Annotated in this window: 15 protein-coding genes; 4 read left to right on the top strand and 11 right to left on the bottom strand. The window is 47.5% G+C overall.

Annotated features, from left to right (window positions below):
* The coding region (locus QUA62_RS23520; protein WP_445301704.1) for a calcium-binding protein at positions 1-501 on the top strand (501 nt) is incomplete at its 5' end.
* A gap of 47 nt (positions 502-548) precedes the next feature.
* Here QUA62_RS23520 and QUA62_RS23515 read toward each other — a convergent pair.
* Entirely contained in the window at positions 549-1106 is a 558-nt protein-coding gene (locus QUA62_RS23515; RefSeq protein WP_333407102.1) for an NUDIX hydrolase, read from the bottom strand.
* Positions 1107-1196: 90 nt separating this feature from the next.
* Between QUA62_RS23515 and QUA62_RS23510 the strand changes: the two genes are divergently transcribed.
* The gene (locus QUA62_RS23510) at positions 1197-2525 is read left to right on the top strand and encodes an AMIN domain-containing protein (protein ID WP_333407100.1); all 1329 of its coding nucleotides are present in this window, start codon (positions 1197-1199) and stop codon (positions 2523-2525) included.
* 214 nt (positions 2526-2739) lie between these two features.
* Here the strand turns inward: QUA62_RS23510 and QUA62_RS23505 are convergent, their stop codons facing one another.
* Complete coding sequence (locus QUA62_RS23505) at positions 2740-3336, bottom strand: DUF3172 domain-containing protein (protein ID WP_190658449.1); 597 nt, start codon at positions 3334-3336, stop codon at positions 2740-2742.
* A gap of 288 nt (positions 3337-3624) precedes the next feature.
* Between QUA62_RS23505 and clpS the strand changes: the two genes are divergently transcribed.
* Positions 3625-3906: an ATP-dependent Clp protease adapter ClpS gene (gene clpS / locus QUA62_RS23500; RefSeq protein ID WP_190658451.1), complete on the top strand. Its 282-nt coding sequence runs from the start codon at positions 3625-3627 to the stop codon at positions 3904-3906.
* Between the two features lie 239 nt (positions 3907-4145).
* Here the strand turns inward: clpS and QUA62_RS23495 are convergent, their stop codons facing one another.
* Entirely contained in the window at positions 4146-4478 is a 333-nt protein-coding gene (locus QUA62_RS23495) for an RNA recognition motif domain-containing protein (protein WP_006635107.1), read from the bottom strand.
* A gap of 287 nt (positions 4479-4765) precedes the next feature.
* Positions 4766-6046, bottom strand: coding sequence for a hypothetical protein (locus QUA62_RS23490; RefSeq protein WP_333407098.1), 1281 nt, complete (start codon positions 6044-6046; stop codon positions 4766-4768).
* Positions 6047-6454: 408 nt separating this feature from the next.
* Here QUA62_RS23490 and QUA62_RS23485 point away from each other — a divergent pair, with 408 nt between their 5' ends.
* Positions 6455-7837, top strand: a complete 1383-nt coding sequence (locus QUA62_RS23485; RefSeq protein WP_333407096.1) for a UDP-N-acetylmuramoyl-tripeptide--D-alanyl-D-alanine ligase — start codon at positions 6455-6457, stop codon at positions 7835-7837.
* Between the two features lie 164 nt (positions 7838-8001).
* Here the strand turns inward: QUA62_RS23485 and QUA62_RS23480 are convergent, their stop codons facing one another.
* The 7 genes from QUA62_RS23480 to rpsB form a co-directional block, all read right to left on the bottom strand.
* Entirely contained in the window at positions 8002-8646 is a 645-nt protein-coding gene (locus QUA62_RS23480) for a Uma2 family endonuclease (RefSeq protein ID WP_333407094.1), read from the bottom strand.
* 304 nt (positions 8647-8950) lie between these two features.
* Entirely contained in the window at positions 8951-11035 is a 2085-nt protein-coding gene (gene fusA, locus QUA62_RS23475) for an elongation factor G (protein WP_333407092.1), read from the bottom strand.
* 554 nt (positions 11036-11589) lie between these two features.
* Positions 11590-14103 carry an ATP-dependent DNA helicase RecG gene (recG, locus tag QUA62_RS23470; RefSeq protein WP_333407090.1) on the bottom strand — a complete coding sequence of 838 codons (2514 nt, stop codon included), beginning with the start codon at positions 14101-14103 and terminating at the stop codon, positions 11590-11592.
* A gap of 140 nt (positions 14104-14243) precedes the next feature.
* Entirely contained in the window at positions 14244-14381 is a 138-nt protein-coding gene (locus QUA62_RS23465) for a hypothetical protein (protein ID WP_333407088.1), read from the bottom strand.
* Positions 14382-14385: 4 nt separating this feature from the next.
* Entirely contained in the window at positions 14386-15327 is a 942-nt protein-coding gene (locus tag QUA62_RS23460) for a hypothetical protein (RefSeq protein WP_333407086.1), read from the bottom strand.
* Positions 15328-15530: 203 nt separating this feature from the next.
* Complete coding sequence (tsf, locus tag QUA62_RS23455; RefSeq protein ID WP_190658473.1) at positions 15531-16190, bottom strand: translation elongation factor Ts; 660 nt, start codon at positions 16188-16190, stop codon at positions 15531-15533.
* A 322-nt stretch (positions 16191-16512) separates the two neighbouring features.
* Positions 16513-17340 carry a 30S ribosomal protein S2 gene (gene rpsB / locus QUA62_RS23450; protein ID WP_190731913.1) on the bottom strand — a complete coding sequence of 276 codons (828 nt, stop codon included), beginning with the start codon at positions 17338-17340 and terminating at the stop codon, positions 16513-16515.
* Between the last annotated feature and the right edge of the window lie 359 nt (positions 17341-17699).

The raw sequence follows: 17699 nt of genomic DNA, 5'->3' as shown, positions 1-17699 counted from the left end.
TTGTGCGGCGATCAGGGTAACGATACCATTAGTGGCGATCGCGGGGAAAATCTGCGAGGCGCTGTGGGTGAAGACGGTCAGCAAGACTGTATTAACGGTGGTAGTGGCGATGACCTGTTATACGGCAATGAAGGTCAAGATACTCTCAACGGTGATGATGGTAAGGACACTATTTACGGAGGGAAAGATAGCGATATTCTCAATGGGGGTGTTGGGGATGACTGGCTGTTTGGTGATGGGGGAGATGATACTTTGATTGGGGGTAATGGGAATGATCAGTTTGTGTTAAGCGCTAATAGCGGTATGGATACTGTGCTCAATTTTGATGTAGGAACTGATAAGTTTGTCCTGGCTGGTGGCTTGAGTTTTGAGGCTTTGCAAATTAACTTTACGGCGAATGCCACACTGCTGCAAGTTGCGGAGACTGGTCAGGTTTTGGCTCAGGTTTTTGGGGCTAATAATTCTTTGACTGCTGTGGATTTTCTGAGTCTTTCTCCTTAATACCAAAGCGCCGTAAACAGCGTGTAAGGCTTCATTCACACAGCACCTTACCGCTGTTTATTCAAAAAGTCTAGTCCTAAAAAAATAGCTGCGATGCTTCCTGCTACACAAATTTCTCGGTTTTTTATTTTCCCCAAAACTTCAGCCAAGGGGACTAAAACTACTTCAATATCTTCTGTAATATCTAATTGTGTTTTGGTGGCAAGCTTGACATTTTTAGCAAAGTATAGGTAGATAGAATTGGTGTCTTTTACAGGGTTATCATATAAGGTTGCTAGTTCCAAAAATTCTTCAGCAACATATCCCGTTTCTTCGGCAAGTTCTCTGGCTGCTGCCGATTTCCCGCTCTCTTCAGCAGGGTTGAAAGATCCAGCAGGCAGTTCCAGCAAAATTTCGCCTACTCCGTGCCTGTATTGGCGCACTAATACAAGTTCTTGCTGCTCTGTCGTGGCAAATACGAGGGCGATATGGGGTCGGACATTAACAAAAAAGTCGTCTATAATTTGTCCGCTTGGCAATTCTATTTCATCTTGTCTAACCTGACACCACTTGTTGTTAAGAACGAAGCGCGATCGCAATAATTTCCATTTAGTTAAATTTTTCATATCGCCATAATGCTAAACTTTCAGCGTCATCCGAAGGCAAAATTTTCCCATCCATAATCTATTTCCGATCAAAAACTTCACCCAGCCACCATGCCATATAAAAAATTACTCACCAGATTTGGGGAAGACTTACAAAAATTGACTGTTAATTCTCTACCAGCGGGATTGTTTGCGATCGAGTCACTGAGTCTGAGTCTAGCAGTCGTCGCCGCAGTTGCGACGGTGCCGGCAACACTGGAACCAGCAAATGCTTCTACACTCACAAGTTGGAAATTCGATCCGGCGACAAATCAGCTAGAAATTACTCTTCCAGAGGGAATGACGCCCCAGTATTCTCTACTAAATCCCAGTCAGATTGCTGTGGATTTGCCCAATACGGACATCGGAGTAGATGCAACTCAGCTATACCCAGAAGGCACAGTGCGTTCTGTGGGGGTTAGTCAAGTTCAACCGGGAAGGGCGAGAATTCTGGTCAATTTGGCTCCCGGAGTCGGTTTTAGCGGGGGGAAAGTTCAATTCCAAAGAATAGGGGTAGAAAATCGCTGGGTGTTACGCCCTTCGATCGAACCGACTGCGAGTATGGAAACTCCCGAAACTCAACCCCAGCCTGCAATACAAGTACCGCAAAACCAGCCGCCGACAGATTCCAACTCAACTGCTGCCACAGAGGTCGATCGACCTGAATCTCCTACTTCCCTGAATCCCGCTACAAATTCTTCGCAGCCGCCAACTCCAAATGACCAAATCCGACCGATAACAGTGCCTTTAGTCAATGTTCGCCTTGACGAACGCCGTGGGGTACAAGCGGCTGCAGTACCGCGCCTAGACCCTCAAATAACGGCTGCTGCTGCACCCCAACAGCGGACGCTTACTTTTGGTGAACCACTTCCTCGCGGCCGCTCGAATCCTCCTTTGCAGGCTGCGGCTGGGGCGAATGTCTTGTTGCCGGCGGGCACGGAGCTAAGTTTGCTATACCCCGGCGATCGGGCTTTGCGGCTGCAAGCGAAGCCCAGCCCACAGGAAGTGCTGCTGCTGCAAGGGGGAATTCTCGACAGTCGCGGTAATACGATCGTACCTGCTAATACGCCAGTCATCGGTCGGTTTGAAACAACCAACCTCGGCAGTCGATTTGTGGTCGAAGCTATTAGTCTCAACGGTCGCAATATTCCTCTGGTGGCTCGCTCGGAACCCGTGGGAGGCCGACGAGCTCAGCCTTCCGATCGCAGTTTGTTGCGAAATACTGGTATTGGTGGCTTAGCTTTGTTCTTGCTGAGCGGCTTTTCCGGCATCGGTTTGTTGGTTGGAGCAGCCGGTGGTGTTGCTACAACTTACGTCGCTGCTCCTCAACCTGCTACGATTCAACCCGGTCAAATTTTGCAAGTTCAGTTAACGGAAGATTTCCCCCAGTTCAGTTTTTGAAGGAAGAAGGAAGAAGGAAGAGGGAAGAAGGAAGAAGCAAGAGGGAAGAAGGAAGAAGGAAGAAGCAAGACTTTCTTCTTCGCTCGAACCTCTTCGTTCTATATTTACTTAGAGCAGTTTTCCATTCTCTGAAGTAAAGTAGGGACTTAAGCCAAGCCTAAGTCCCTACCCCATATCTGAAATTGACTCAACTGAAAACCGCTATATCGGCGATTTAGAAATTTTGACCTTCCGTGGTTGGAGCTATCGAACCCGGTTGGTTGAGGAACAGGTTTTTAGCACCGTCGTTTTGGTAGATACAGTTAATTTCGGGTTGAGCTTCCAGCGGGCCGGTGAACCCAAAGGTGTTCATGCGATTTTTGCAATCCCGCACTTGGTCTTGGCTGATGAGTTTTCTTTGTTCCAGAATTGCCCAGTTATTGGTTCGCAGGACGCATCCGGGGCGCATACTCGGCTGCGAGATGTAGACGTTGAAGGGGTTGAGGGTGACGTAGAGGCGCATATCTGTCACCATCGCGCTTGCTCCAAACTGCACGCAAAGTTCTGGGTTCGGGGCGCTGCGATCGATAAATTCACGGGAGGCTACGTTCTCAGGACTAATTGTAGCTGTAGAGCTAAAGGCAATGCCAATCCCAATTCCCAGAATAAAGACGGCTGTTAAAATCCCTAGGGTGGCAGAATTGAGGAAAGAGGGTTTACCGGACTGAGGTTGACGCCGCGACTGTCCGCCAAATGAGCCGGAGTCTTCATCTTCCCGGGATGGGTCGCCGCTGAATCTGTCGTCGTTGTAGGATTTAGGTTTGCGTTTCATATAAGGTTCCCTCAGTTCTGGAGACTCAACAGGTAGTAGTTTGTTATTTTTAACCGATCTCGCCTTTCTAATATTATGGCGCTAGGAAGGTGGTTGCGGAGGGCCCAGGACACCCCCTCTGGGTTTGGTGGTGCCGTTCACAACTCGCGATCGACCTAGGGGCTGCCTTGTCTGAATTTTCAGATTTCAATAAAATAGCTGAAAGTGACATACTCTTGCACAGCGGAGGAATCCGGCTCAAGATAGTTGACAAATTTTAACATTTTACAAGTCAGGAGGTATAGATTAGTGTCTGTCGAAATTATTCAAAAGCCTTCCACAGTCCGCAAGCTTGCACCGCGCTACCGCGTTCTGCTGCACAATGATGATTTCAATCCTATGGAGTACGTGGTGCAGACTTTGATGGCGACGGTACCGAGTCTGACTCAGCCACAGGCGGTAAATGTGATGATGGAAGCCCATACTAACGGGATGGGATTGGTGATTGTGTGCGCTCTCGAACACGCTGAGTTTTACGCTGAAACGCTCAATAACCACGGATTGAGCAGCACCATCGAACCTGACGATTAGAACCTGACGGTACTGCAACGGATTCGCCCAGTTGGTTTCCGGCTCATACCGTCAACCCTCATACCAAAAAGCCAAGGGTTCGGCCCTTGGCTTTTTGGTATATTTAATCCGGTAGATATGGAAATTTGAAGAGCATAGGTTTTTCGGAACGGCCGGAAGTGGTTCCGAGCTAGGTGAGCTCGATCGCCACTTTCAACTCTCCAATCTCAAATCTTTATCCGAAGAAACTAAAGAGGAAATTAATAACGTCCTCCTCCGCCTCCTCCTCCGCGAGCAAATTTTCCAGGACCGCCGCCGCCCCGGTTGCCGCCACCCCGGCCGCCTTCATCTTCGCGGGGCTTAGCTTTGTTAACTTTGAGGTCGCGACCCATCCACTCTGCTCCGTCGAGAGCACTAATGGCTGCATCTTCTTCTGCATCTGTGGACATTTCTACAAAACCGAAGCCGCGGGGGCGACTGGTTTCTCTGTCGGTAGGTAGATGTACTCGCTTAACGGTTCCGTATTCGGCGAAGACGGTGGTGATGTCTTCTTGGGTAACTTGGTAGGATAAGTTACCGACGTATATCGACATGAGGAATAACTCCAAAATTTAGACAGTGCGAAGATTTCAGTTTCGGAGAGTCCCCTGCCGATACAGAAGGGCAAGTTTTTAGACAATTCTGTAGCAATGAACAAAGCCTGCAACTGAATCTGATTCACACTTGGTACTTTAACATAGAATAGCGTCTTTTGAGTAGGTTTCAGCAGTTAATTAAGTCGTTCTAATTAAACGTAAAACTTTTAGGGTATTCATAAACCTGGTTTATCGGTGTGATGTTTTGCCTGCTGTGGAAGCAGAGAAAGTTATGCCGCCCGCTTTCACCGCAGGAAAGATACATCCACCTTGCCAAAGTTGGTACTCAAAGCTAGGTTTACGTTTTCCAGGGCTTTGACTAACCACACCACGCCTTCTCGGGTACTGCATTCGTAGTGACCGAACAAAATTGCCAGCCGCTTTTCTAGGTAGGGCTTGACTTTGCCGCAAATTAGTACGATTTTCAGCAGCAAACCAGTGGTTTGGGTCGGCCCGAGGTTTGAGATCAGGTCGATGAAGACAAAGTGGTTGGGCCGCACAGGACTCTCTACTACTAAAAAGTTCAATAACTGGCTGCAAGTTCTGATCATTAAAAATTCATTAAACTTTTGATCGTCGCTGTGGGGCAGGGTATTTTGTAGTTGCTTATACAATTTTTCGTTAAAGAGACGTTTGCCGTAGCGCTCATCGGTGACAGAAGAAATCAGGTATTCGTACAAGTCGTCTTTAAAAGAACGGTAGGACTGATGTGTGCTGGCGTTCGCCGTGAAACGGCCCGCTAGCTCTCTGTAGGTATCGGCTCCTTCTACTTTGCCGACAAATTGCTTGAGGGCAAAGAATAGTTCCGGGTCGGTCAACAGGGTCGGATTTTTTATAGGCTGTATATTTCGGCCGAAGGAAAGGGAGGTTTCCCGACGCGCTATTTGAGCTTTTCTCACTTGGTGAGCAACATATTGTGAGAGGTTGATCTCAAATTGCTGCTGCTTTTGAGCTTGGATTTTTTTAATGATTTTTTGTTGTTCGTAGGTGCTGTCGTCGCTGAGGAGGCAGTGTTTGTAGAGGTAAGGGTAACGGGGAATTAAGGTTCCGAGGGCAAGGCTAGCAGGGGTTTTGCTGTTGCTGCTATCTTCATTGCTGTGAGTTATGACTTTGGCTAAGCGTTTGAGGGTGAGGTACTGTTCGCTTTCGATAAATTGATTTACTAATTTGGGGATGGAGCCTCGCCCCCCCGATCGATTGTATCCAAATAATATTTTGGGCGCTTCTTCAAACACAGCTATCAATTCAGGGATGGCGGCTTGCTTGCTGGGGTAAGTTTGCCAGCGGTTGATCAGGATGTGGCAGCAGCGGTTGAGGATGTATTTGAATTCTTGTTGAGCGTGTGCTGAGCGTGCTATTTTTTCGAGTGCGTCGGCGATCGAGCGATCGGGATATCCGACGCCCTCGATAAACAAAGTGCGAAAGCGGCCGATCAGTTCTGCAGGCTGCTCTCGTTGTACCAACTCCAGCCAGTGGTTGTAAAGTAGCTGTTCTTCTTCGTAACTCTGTCTATTGTAGTCGTTCACTGTGGATTAACCCTCCGAGGCTAGGGCAGGAGCTTTCAGCGCTCTTAGCTTAATGAATTGGCCAATGAATCCCAATAATTGAGTCAACCGAGCTGCTCGCCGGATGAGGCTTATGGGTAGAATCTGCCAGCAGCTAAAGCAGATCGATATTTTTTGCTTAGTTAAACTAATTACCAACACCAGCATGACATGAATTGTTGGTAATTAGCAAGGCCTTAAATCACCATAGACTTTGTAAAGTATTGGTAAAGATTGTGAGGGGTACGGGAGAATTTCTTGGTTGCCTGACGATTTAATATTAGGATTGTCAAGGTCAATCCTGGTCGGCAGCCCCCAATCAGTTAAATGTGAGGTCGGGCGAGGTAGGATTAGCTATGAAAATAATTATTTGAAATGTGAGTGCTAGTTATGGTTTGTCGCGTAAGTATCGCCCAACTTGCTGAAATTTTAACTGTACCTTTCCCTGCTGTGTCTGAGGGCATTTTGACAGCTTTAGGGACAGGTATTGCCACGGATACGCGCACTCTTAAGGGGGGCGAAATATTTTTGGCGCTGCGGGGAGACAATTTTGACGGCCATCAATTTGTGGCAAAATCCCGGGATTTGGGGGCAATTGCAGCGATTGTCGATCGAGAGTGGCAAGAGGAAGTACCTAATTTTCCGCTGTTGCACGTTGACGATACTTTAAAAGCTTATCAGTCGATCGCCCGTTGGTGGCGCGACCAATTCAGTATACCTGTAGTTGCTGTTACTGGTTCTGTAGGTAAAACTACTGTTAAAGAGTTAATTGCGGCGGTTTTGTCAACGAAGGGAAATGTTCTTAAAACTCAATATAACTATAACAATGAAATTGGCGTACCAAAAACTCTGCTGGAGCTTTCACCTTCCCACAATTATGCTGTAATTGAAATGGGAATGCGCGGGAGTGGCGAAATTGCGCTGCTGTCGCAAATTGCGAGTCCTACTGTTGCGGTAATTACTAATGTAGGAACGGCACATATCGGACGCTTGGGATCGGAAGAGGCGATCGCCCAAGCTAAGTGCGAACTTTTAGCCGAAATGCCTGCGGATAGCATTGCTATTCTCAATCACGATTGTGACAGCTTAATGGCAACTGCGTCAAAAGTTTGGCAGGGAAAAACTTTAAGTTACGGTTTAGAAGGCGGGGATTTGTGCGGGGAATTGCTGAATCATAATACAATGTTTGTAGAAGGTGTGGAATTGCCCCTGCCACTGCCGGGACGGCACAATGCTGTAAATTATTTGGCGGCTTTGGCGGTAGGAAAAGTGTTAGGTATTGATTGGGAAGTTTTAAAGCAAGGTTTGTCTGTGCAGTTACCAGATGGACGGGCGCGCCGCTACGATTTGCCGCAGGACATTGTGATTCTGGATGAGACTTATAATGCTGGTTTGGAGTCGATGTTGGCGGCTCTGAGACTGTTAGCAGATACTCCGGGAAAGCGCCGGATTGCGGTGTTGGGAACGATGAAGGAATTGGGCGATAGGGCGATCGAATTTCACCGACAAGTGGGAAGGGCCGCGCGAGATTTGCATCTGGATGCTTTGTTTGTTTTTGCTGATTTTGAGGAAGCAGCGGCGATGGCTGCGGGTGCGGCGGGTTTGCCTTTTGTGGAGGTAGAAGATATTGCGAGGGAGAATTCCCGCCAAGATTTAGCAAGGCATTTAAAGGAGTTTGTCACACCGGGCGATCGTATTTTATTTAAGGCTTCTCATTCCGTGGAGTTAAATCGAGTTGTGGAGAAGTTTCGCGCTGATTTGGCTGGGGAATAATATCCTGTCCGGGTCAATAATTATAATTAAGTTCGTAGTGAGGACTAAAGTCTTCCTAAAACTCGCTCGGAGTGAACTCCTCGCTACAAACTCATGTTTTACACGATATGATATCATCTCTAAAGTGCGTGAAGCGGAGCTATCCCGAAGGGAATCGCCCTACTTCACTCCCCTGCCTGAATTTGACTCCTCACCCACTCCCGGAACAAGCGAATTAAAGCATTTTCTTTTGTAGTCCTCCTCAATTCCAAAAAGCGCAGCATCTCAACTTGCGACAAAAAAGGGAAAGTCGGAGAAACATCTCTTTCGGCATATTCCTGTGATTCCAACTGATAAATTATTAAACGATTTCCGTCGTAGCGCCAAACTTCCGGTACGCCTAAACTTGCATATAAAGAAAGTCGATCGATCGAACTGCTAGTCACGTCAATTTCCACAACTAAGTCCGGTGGCGGATCTTGATTGAGATCGATTTGTTCTTTATCCCAAACCACATCCTCATTTTCGATATAGTAGCACTGATCCGGTTCCAAACCGCGAGCCAAATCCTCCCGCCTGCAAGTTAGAGAACCCAAACTGCAAATTTCAACATTCAATTCATCACTCACGCTTTCTACAAAACGTCCCAAGATTTTTTTGTACTTTTCGTGGGGTGCTGATGGAGTCATAATTTCTAAGTTTCCGCGATCGTAAGTCAAGCGAATTCCTCCCTGTTCGGCTAACTCATTCAGCAGGGATTCGTAAGTTTTCCAGCTAATGTTTGTCAGCAGAATTCCGCTACTTTGACTCGGGATCAGGGTGGCTGTCATGGCTACCTGCCTGGGTGTTAAATTATTGATTGTATATTAGCCAACATTATCTTGATTGATGCGGGATCGCCCTTTTAGAGCGACTTTTGAAGGGAGCATCTCTTTCGGATAGTAAAAAGCATTTGTGAGGAGTGCGAGCGGGACGTTGGCTAGGTTGTATATCCCTAGCGAGTTCTCACAGCGAACACTCCTGCGAAAATAAAAAAATTGGGATACTTCCATTGACCAACGTTAAAAACTAGATTTTTCTAGTTTTTAACATTGGTGATTGAGTGCGACGAATCACTTCGTCGCACTCAATACATTACTTCGCAGCTTGACGCTCTTTTGCCGCCTTAATCACTTCTTCAGCGATGTTGTTCGGACAAGGAGCATAGTGCGAGAAGGACATGGAAAACTGACCGCGGCCAGATGTCATAGTACGCAAATCGCTAATGTAACCAAACATTTCGCTCAACGGTACATCTGCCTTGATCCGCGCTCCTGTTTGTCCTGTCTCCTGAGATTTCATCATCCCCCGGCGGCGGTTGAGGTCGCCGATCACGTCGCCCATGTAATCATCTGGAGTGAATACATCGACATTCATAATCGGTTCGAGCAACTGAGGCCCAGCTTTCGGCAGAGACTGCCGATAGGCCGCTTTGGCAGCAATTTCAAAGGCCATTGCTGACGAGTCAACGGGGTGGAAACCGCCTTCTAGTAGCGTGAATTTCAAGTCCAAGCAAGGGAATCCGGCCAAGACGCCTTTGTCGATGCAGCTTTCAAAGCCTTTTTCGACTGCTGGCCAATATTCTCTCGGCACGCTACCACCAGTCACTTTTGACTCAAACTGGAAGCCACTTCCAACCTCACCAGGCTCGATCACATAGCCGATTTTGGCAAATTGACCGGAACCACCTGATTGCTTTTTGTGGGTGTATTCGTCTTCCAAGCGCTTGGTAATCGACTCGCGGTAGGCTACCTGTGGTTCGCCGACTTCTACTTCGATGCCGTGGGTGCGCTTGAGAATGTCTACTTTGATGTCGAGGTGTAACTCGCCCATCCCCTTGAGAATCGTTTCGCCGCTTTCTTGATCCGTCACCATGTGGAAGGATGGATCTTCTTGCACCATCTTGGTGAGGGCTGCTCCCATTTTTTCTTCGCCGCCCTTTTGTTTCGGTTTGACCGAAATCGAAATAACGGGATCGGGGAATACCATCGGCTCTAGCGTGGCGGGATTTTTGGGGTCGCAGATGGTGTGTCCGGTGCGGACGTTTTTCATGCCGACGATCGCCACAATGTCGCCTGCTTGCGCGGATTCAATTTCTTCGCGAGAGTTGGCGTGCATCTCCACCAAACGGCTGACGCGCTCGGTTTTGCCCGTGGCGGTATTGAGTATGGTGTCGCCCTTGGACAGAGTACCGGAGTACAGGCGCGTGAATGTTAGAGCACCGTAGCGATCGTCCATGATCTTAAACGCGAGTGCCCGCAATGGCCTGTTGGGATCGACTATCGCAAACTCGCCGGTTTCCTCGCCCTCGAGATCGACTTCTGGCTGCGGTGTGACTTCCATCGGGTTCGGCAGGTAGTCAACTACGGCATCCAGAACCAACTGCACGCCTTTGTTTTTAAACGATGAGCCGCAGTAAGTGGGGAAAAATGCCCGATCGCGAGTACCTTTGCGAATGCAGCGCTTGAGGTCTTCCAGGCTCGGCTCGTTGCCTTCGAGATACTGTTCCATCACAGTGTCGTCTTGCTCGACGGCCAGTTCGATCAACTTTTCGCGCCAAGTTTCGACATCATCGACCATATCGGCGGGGACATCTTTAATTGTATAGTTCATCGGATCGCCGGAGTCATCCCAGATCCAGGCTTTGCGGGTCAGCAAATCGACTACGCCGCAAAACTTTTCTTCTATGCCGATGGGCAATACCATCACCATCGGTTTAGCTCCGAGGATTTTATCAACTTGCTTGACAACGCGGTAAAAATCTGCACCGGTGCGATCGAGCTTATTGATGTAGATGACGCGAGCGACTTTGGAATCGTTAGCGTAGCGCCAGTTGGTTTCAGATTGCGGTTCAACTCCACCCGAACCGCAGAACACACCAATGCCACCATCGAGAACCTTCAAAGAACGGTAAACCTCGATCGTAAAATCGACGTGTCCCGGAGTATCAATGATGTTGAGTTGATGCTCGTTCCAGAAGCAGGTGGTAGCAGCGGACTGAATCGTAATACCGCGCTCTTGCTCCTGTTCCATGAAGTCAGTAGTCGCCGCGCCTTCGTGAACTTCACCAATTTTGTGGATTTTACCTGTCAGCTTCAGGATTCTTTCTGTTGTGGTGGTCTTGCCAGCATCTACGTGGGCGAAGATGCCGATATTTCGATAACGAGTGAGATCTTTCATAATTACTGTTGAGATTAAATGCGACGAACCGTCGGCGACCACCTGCAAGCGTAACCAGCGAGGAATCAATGTTGCCTTAGGCGCCAGTACAGGCTAGATTTCCTTTCCCCTGTTTCTGGCAGAACTATCTTAATTTTGACACTTCTTCGTCAATCCTGCGAAGGATTCTTGGTGGAATAACTACCCCAAGCCTGGCTCCTCATAAAAATAGCGTAGATTAAGGCCAAAATCCTCTCCTAAAGTAGTTTGGGTTGAGGCACTCGTTTCTAACAAACTCGTGTTTTTGACGTTTCGATCGATCTGATATTTGGCAGCAGTCTCAGCAAAAAAGTATAAACCGCGTTTCCTGACAAAAAACCTAGGGTTTTACGTGAGTTTAGGGGAACAAAACCGGTTTCTGACATTAGTGACATTAAATAAGTAGCTGCAAATAAACCGCCCTATGGGGAGGAGGACGGGTGAGTGCAGCAATAAACTGGCGGCTTTGATATATCTTTGCTTAACCCGCCACTAGAAAATATTATTAAAAACCCCGTTGCTGCGTCCAAAACTATCTAAGTCAAAATCGACCCGCTCATCATCCGCTGATATCTCCGCTCCAATTCATCCCGCACCACCGGCCACTGATTCAAACTTTCATCATTCTCAATTACCATTTGAGCCGCCGCCCTCGCCAACTCCAAAACCTCCTGATCCTCCACCAAACTCGCCAAAGCAAAATCCGGCAAACCCGACTGCCTAGTTCCCAAAACCTGACCAGGCCCGCGCAATCTCATGTCCATTTCCGCAATAAAAAAGCCATCTTGAGATTGTTCTAAAACCTTCATTCTCTGCATGGCTTCCGCCGTTTTGGAACCGGGCATTAACAAACAATAAGAACGGTTGCTGCCCCGGCCGACTCGACCCCGCAACTGGTGCAGTTGCGACAGTCCAAAACGCTCAGAATTTTCAATTAGCATTACCGTGGCATTCGGCACGTCTACTCCCACCTCGACCACAGTAGTAGATACTAAAATATCAGTTTCTTTGTCCCGAAACTTAGAAATTGCTTCATCTTTGTCGGCACTGCTCATTCTACCGTGCAGCAAACCAACCTTAAACTCAGGAAATACAATTTTTTCAAGTTTCTCTTTTTCCTCAATTGCCGATCGCACGTCCAACTTTTCCGACTCCTCCACCAGCGGCAGCACCACATAAACTTGACGCCCGCTCGCCACTTCCCGCCGAATCAAATCGTAAGCTTGGATGCGTTCTTTGGCAGACAGTACAGTGGTTTGAATCGCCTGCCTGCCGGGGGGAAGTTCATCAATTTGACTCACATCTAAATCCCCGTGCAGCGTCAGCGCCAGCGTCCGGGGAATGGGAGTTGCCGTCATCGTCAAAACGTGGGGAGCCTCGCCTTTTTGCTGCAATTTAGCGCGCTGCTGTACACCGAATCTGTGTTGTTCATCAATTACCGCCAAACCCAATTTATGGAAATTCACCGTATCTTGAATCAGCGCGTGAGTTCCCACTAAAACAGGTAATTCTCCGGTTTCTAATTGGTTGTGAATTTCGCGACGCTTGGCTATTTTTGTGGAACCAGTTAACAGTTCGACAGACAAGTGCATCAAGTTAAACCAACCTACCAATTTGCGATAGTGCTGTTCTGCTAAAACTTCTGTCGGTGCCATTAAAGCGGCTTGATAGCCGGATTGAATTGCTGCTAGCATTGCCACGACGGCTACTACGGTTTTGCCGGCACCGACATCGCCTTGCACCAATCTGTTCATCGGTTGCGACGAAGCTAAATCGTTGAGGATGTCGTTAATTACTCTTTCCTGAGCATTAGTCAAGGCAAAAGGCAAGATTTCATAAAAATGTTCGATCAATTTGCCACTAGGAATGATGACTGCACTCGCTTGAGCTTTCCTTTGGGTTTGGCGGCGCTTTAAAAGTCCTAATTGCAGGTAGAAAAATTCGTCAAAAACTAAGCGGCGGCGGGCGGCGGCCAAACAATCTCGATCAAGCGGAAAGTGAATATTAGTCACAGCATCGGCTAAACCCATTAAACCGTAACGCTCGCGCAAATCCTCCGGTAGCGATTCTGGCAACATTTTCGCCGCCGGCATTGCAGCCAAAATCGATCGCCTCACCGAACCAGCATCAACCCCCTCCGTCAGCGGATAAACTGGTATCAGGCGGCCGACTTTCATCGATTCGATCGCACCGCCGGAGTCGTCTAATACTTCTAACTCAGGATTTTCTAAAGTAATTCCATATTTACCCTGCTTCACCAACCCAGAAGCTGCCAGCACCGCACCTGTACAATACTCGCGCTTCTTGAATTCTTGCCAACCGCGATTGCTGTAGCGAGGGCCTGCAAAAAAACGACTAATTTTTATTTCTCCGGTGCGGTCTTTTAAAATTACTTCTAATATGGTTAACTTCTTATTTTTCGGACTAGAAAAGCAATTGCAGCGCTTTACTTCGGCGATCAAAGTGACAGTTTCCCCAGCTACCAGCTCGCGAATTTGTACTTGCTTTGCATAGTCGATGTGGTTGCGGGGATAATAGTAAAGCAAGTCATATACAGTGTATAAACCCAGTTTTGCCAAGCGGTTGCCGTTGGCGGGGCCGATGCCGGTGACGCGGGTTAACTGTTGGTCGAGAGTCAGGCTTGGCGGTGGGGGTGCTGTACTCAGGGGTACTGTTCGGGGAACGGAAACTGCTGGGGCGGTTGGTTCAGAAGCGTTAGCGTTTGCGGGTCTGACTTGTCCTGCTTGTTCTTGCTGGTGGCGAGTTTCTTGTTCCCAAACTTGCTCCATTTGCCTCAAAAAACTGACCGTAATGGCGATCGAATGTTGGCGCTGTTCGAGATCTTTCTGAGGGTAGGTGTCAAATTCAGCGGCTAGGTGTCGAGCTCGATCGCGCGAAGAAGCCGCCACCGAACCTGCCAACTGTCTCAAACTCATGCCCAGAAACTCGCTGAAGCGGTATTGACTGCCTTGGATGTCGTTAAATCCGCGATCGGCTTCTACTGAAAGAGCTTTTTGCAATCGCTGCCATTCGGGTCGATCGATAGTCATATCAATTTTAGATTTTAGATTTTAGATTTTAACTTTTAGATTTTAGATTTTAACTTTTTAATTTTTAACTTTTTAAATTTTAACTTTTTCTTTTAAGAAGCTTCCACCAAAAAAGTATAACACTGAGAAACCCGGTTTCTTTAAAAAACCGGGTTTCCCAATAGCCTAAAAGTTTTACGTTTTTCCTTCTTCCCTCTTCCTTCTTCCTTCTTCCCTCTTCCTTCTTCCCTCTTCCTTCTTCCTTCTTCCTTCTTCCTTCTTCCTTCTTCCTTCAACATCCGATCAATCTTCAAACCAACTCGATCGCCAAGCCGACTCAGCTTCCACCACAGCGAGTTCCCGCTGCTTTTTCTGGTAATCGCGGCCCAGGGAGTTCAACTTTACAGACAGGTTACGAATTTGCTGGCGCCAAGCCGAGGTTCCCGCATCGGCAAACTCTATTTCCGACAGCCGCAGTTTAATCGCTGTAATGTGCAGCGCCCTACTACCCAAGGTTTCTGCCAATTTTTGCGATGCTGATGAGGCATCAGTTTCAATGATTAAGTTTAATAAGTTAGGCGGCCCGGCAACACTATCGCCGGAGGATTCAGCACCAGAAGCAGCTTCTAGAACCGGTTCTGGCAATTGACTCGGCAAGATTCCCGACTGTTGCAGCAAGCGGTTGGTGTCGCGAGAAAGCAGCTTGAGTATATGGACGATCGACTTTTCAATAATATTTTGCCACCGTGCCAAACTTTCTGGGGAATTGGCACTTGGCAATTGATAATTTGCCAATGAAAATAGATAGTTAATGGCGGAAACTTGGTTTTTTTCCTTTTGGTCTTCTTCCTTTTCGTCTTCTTCGTCTTCCTCTTCTTCCTCTTCCTCTTTGTCGAAGTCGTCTTCCTCTTCCTCTTCCTCTTCCTCTTCCTCTTCCTCTTCCTCTTCCTCTTTCTCGGCTTCTGATTCAGTCACCAGCGATCGCAATTTTTCCTCCGACGCCGCAGCCAAAGCTCTTACAGACTGCTGCATTTTTTGCCTCCCCTCGAAGGACAACTTGAGAAACGACTCCGGTACTGCTTGAGTGCAAAGGTGATAGCAAGCCAAAATTAACTGCTGCCGCACCGCTTGTCCCAAGGCAGTTAAATAACCTTCGTAGGTACTGCGAAACTCCAAAGTCAAGGCTGCTAAAGCCTCTTCGAGTCCTGCCAAATCTTGCTCTATTCGCTCTTTTGGTCGCACCATATCTCTCGTATAAAATTAAAAATAGGACTTACGCAAGTTTTAAAGTATTACAATTTTTACGCTATCTGTCTGTAGTAGCAAGGTTTGCAGTCTACCTCCTACAAATATAGTCTGTCCATAAGTCCTGTAAAAATTAAAAATTAAAAATGCAAAAAATTGATTTTTCACATTTTTAATTTTTAATTCTCAATCTTAATTTTGGATTATTGAGCACCCATTTGGGCTGCCACTTCATCGGCAAAGTTAGCTTCTACCTTTTCAATGCCTTCGCCCAAGACAAAACGCACGAAGCGGCGCACTTGGACATTTTCTCCAATTTGGGCGATCGTTTGTTTCACCAACTCTTCCACCGAGATATTCTGATCTTTAATAAAAGGCTGATCCATTAAAGATAACTCTTTCATGCGCTTCTCAATCCGCCCTTGAACAATCTTTTCTTTGATGTTTTCCGGCTTGTTGCCCAAGTCATCTTTGCCCATTTCAATTGCCTTTTCTCTTTCGACAACTTCGGCGGGGATATCTTCAACTTTCACGTATTCCACATTCGGGCAAGCTGCAATTTGCATCGCAATATCCCGCACCAACTTTTGGAATTCTTCGCGACGTGCCACAAAATCTGTTTCGCAGTTAACTTCCACCAGCACTCCCACGCGGCCGCCGGTGTGAATGTAGCTGCCTACAAGTCCTTCTGAGGCGACTCGTCCACCTTTTTTACCTGCCGAAGCCAGACCTTTTTTCCGCAGCCACTCAATGGATGTTTCCATATTGCCTTCGTTTTCAACGAGGGCTTTTTTGCAGTCCATCATGCCCGCGCCAGTTTTTTCGCGCAGTTCTTTAACAAGTTTTGCAGATATGTCCGCCATCTTCTTTAAGTTCCCAATCAAAATTAGTTATTAGTCATTAGTCATCAGTCATTAGTCATCAGTCATTAGTCACTAATTTTAATGTTAATGATTAGACCAGAGTGAAGAAATACCCAGTCGATCTTAGTACCGACTTTGTAGGTGTAGCGCCAGAATTAATTCGGGCCCTGACACAATGAATGCTTTTGCCAGAACTCTACTAATGACTTAGACTCGTGCTATGTACAATTAAAAATTAAAAATATCCAACTAAAAATAATTATTATTTTTAATTTTCAATCTTTAATTTTTAATTTCCTGGTGTCAGATTGCGAGGGCAATACTAGCTCTCGGTTTCTTCGCCTTCAGCGTCTTCGTCGTCGGGTTCTACATAATTGGGGTCATCCAATTCTTCGATTTCGACATCATATTCGGCGCCTTCGTAGCCACCTTCGTAGTCGTAGTCTTCCTCAGAGTCGCCGCCCTGCTGACCGTGACGACCTTCGTAGATGGCATCAGCCAACTTGCCGACAATCAGCTTGATCGATCGAATAGCATCGTCATTCGCCGGAATCGCAATGTCAACCAAATCCGGGTCGCAGTTGGTATCCAACAGAGAGACGATCGGAATTCCCAACTTTTGGCATTCCAACACCGCATTATACTCGCGGCGTTGGTCTACCAGCACCACTCCGTCGGGAATCTTCCGCATAGATTTAATCCCGCCCAGATATTTCTGGAGTTTTGCCATTTCTCGGCGCAGTACCGAAGCTTCTTTTTTCGGCAGCAAATCGAGGGCGCCGATTTCCTCGCGGCGCTCCAAATCCTTGAGGCGCTCCACGCGGGACTTAATCGTCGTCCAGTTGGTGAGCATTCCCCCCAGCCAGCGCTGGTTGACGTAATAAGCACCGCAGCGTTGAGCTTCTTGGGCTACAATCCCTGCAGCTTGGCGCTTCGTACCCACGAACAAAAACTTTTTGCCTTTTTCTGAGGCAACTCTCATGTACTCGTAGGCGTCTTCCATAAGCTGAGCGGTTTGCACGAGGTCGATGATGTGAACCCCGTTGCGCTCTGTAAAAATGTATGGAGACATTTTCGGGTTCCACCGACGGGTTTGGTGTCCGAAGTGAACCCCTGACTCTAACATTTGAGCCAAACTGACTACTGGCATTGTATTTTTAACTCCTGATTCGGGTTAATCCTCCACCCGGTCGTATTTCTGAAGGTTTGCGCCCTCGAAACACCCGAAAACCCGGATGTGCGAATTTAAACAACTTTTCTAGTTTATCACAAGCGCGCTACTTTTTCTGACAATCTGATATCCGTAGGGTTGGCTTGGCACCCGGATGTGAGATTTAATGGGCGGGTTGGGTGCGGGGTGTGCAGGCTGCGGTTACAGTTAGTTGCAAGCGCTTCTTAAAAACGAAAAATCCAGATGGGAGGTTGCCAAAGCCTTTGTTGGCTTGTGAGAGAATGGCGTTGTTGGTGCGCCTCTTGTGCCTTCTACCTTCGATCGAGCTGGTATCCATT

Source organism: Microcoleus sp. MON1_C1, assembly GCF_036701945.1.
GTDB lineage: Bacteria > Cyanobacteriota > Cyanobacteriia > Cyanobacteriales > Microcoleaceae > Microcoleus.
This window is presented reverse-complemented; position numbering and strand designations above follow the sequence as displayed.

Coding starts and splice junctions, on each gene's coding strand:
- QUA62_RS23515 (WP_333407102.1), bottom strand. CDS start 1,106: ATGAAAAATTTAACTAAATGGAAATTATTGCGATCGCGCTTCGTTCTT.
- QUA62_RS23510 (WP_333407100.1), top strand. CDS start 1,197: ATGCCATATAAAAAATTACTCACCAGATTTGGGGAAGACTTACAAAAA.
- QUA62_RS23505 (WP_190658449.1), bottom strand. CDS start 3,336: ATGAAACGCAAACCTAAATCCTACAACGACGACAGATTCAGCGGCGAC.
- QUA62_RS23495 (WP_006635107.1), bottom strand. CDS start 4,478: ATGTCGATATACGTCGGTAACTTATCCTACCAAGTTACCCAAGAAGAC.
- QUA62_RS23485 (WP_333407096.1), top strand. CDS start 6,455: ATGGTTTGTCGCGTAAGTATCGCCCAACTTGCTGAAATTTTAACTGTA.
- QUA62_RS23480 (WP_333407094.1), bottom strand. CDS start 8,646: ATGACAGCCACCCTGATCCCGAGTCAAAGTAGCGGAATTCTGCTGACA.
- fusA (WP_333407092.1), bottom strand. CDS start 11,035: ATGAAAGATCTCACTCGTTATCGAAATATCGGCATCTTCGCCCACGTA.
- recG (WP_333407090.1), bottom strand. CDS start 14,103: ATGACTATCGATCGACCCGAATGGCAGCGATTGCAAAAAGCTCTTTCA.
- QUA62_RS23465 (WP_333407088.1), bottom strand. CDS start 14,381: ATGTTGAAGGAAGAAGGAAGAAGGAAGAAGGAAGAAGGAAGAAGGAAG.
- QUA62_RS23460 (WP_333407086.1), bottom strand. CDS start 15,327: ATGGTGCGACCAAAAGAGCGAATAGAGCAAGATTTGGCAGGACTCGAA.
- tsf (WP_190658473.1), bottom strand. CDS start 16,190: ATGGCGGACATATCTGCAAAACTTGTTAAAGAACTGCGCGAAAAAACT.
- rpsB (WP_190731913.1), bottom strand. CDS start 17,340: ATGCCAGTAGTCAGTTTGGCTCAAATGTTAGAGTCAGGGGTTCACTTC.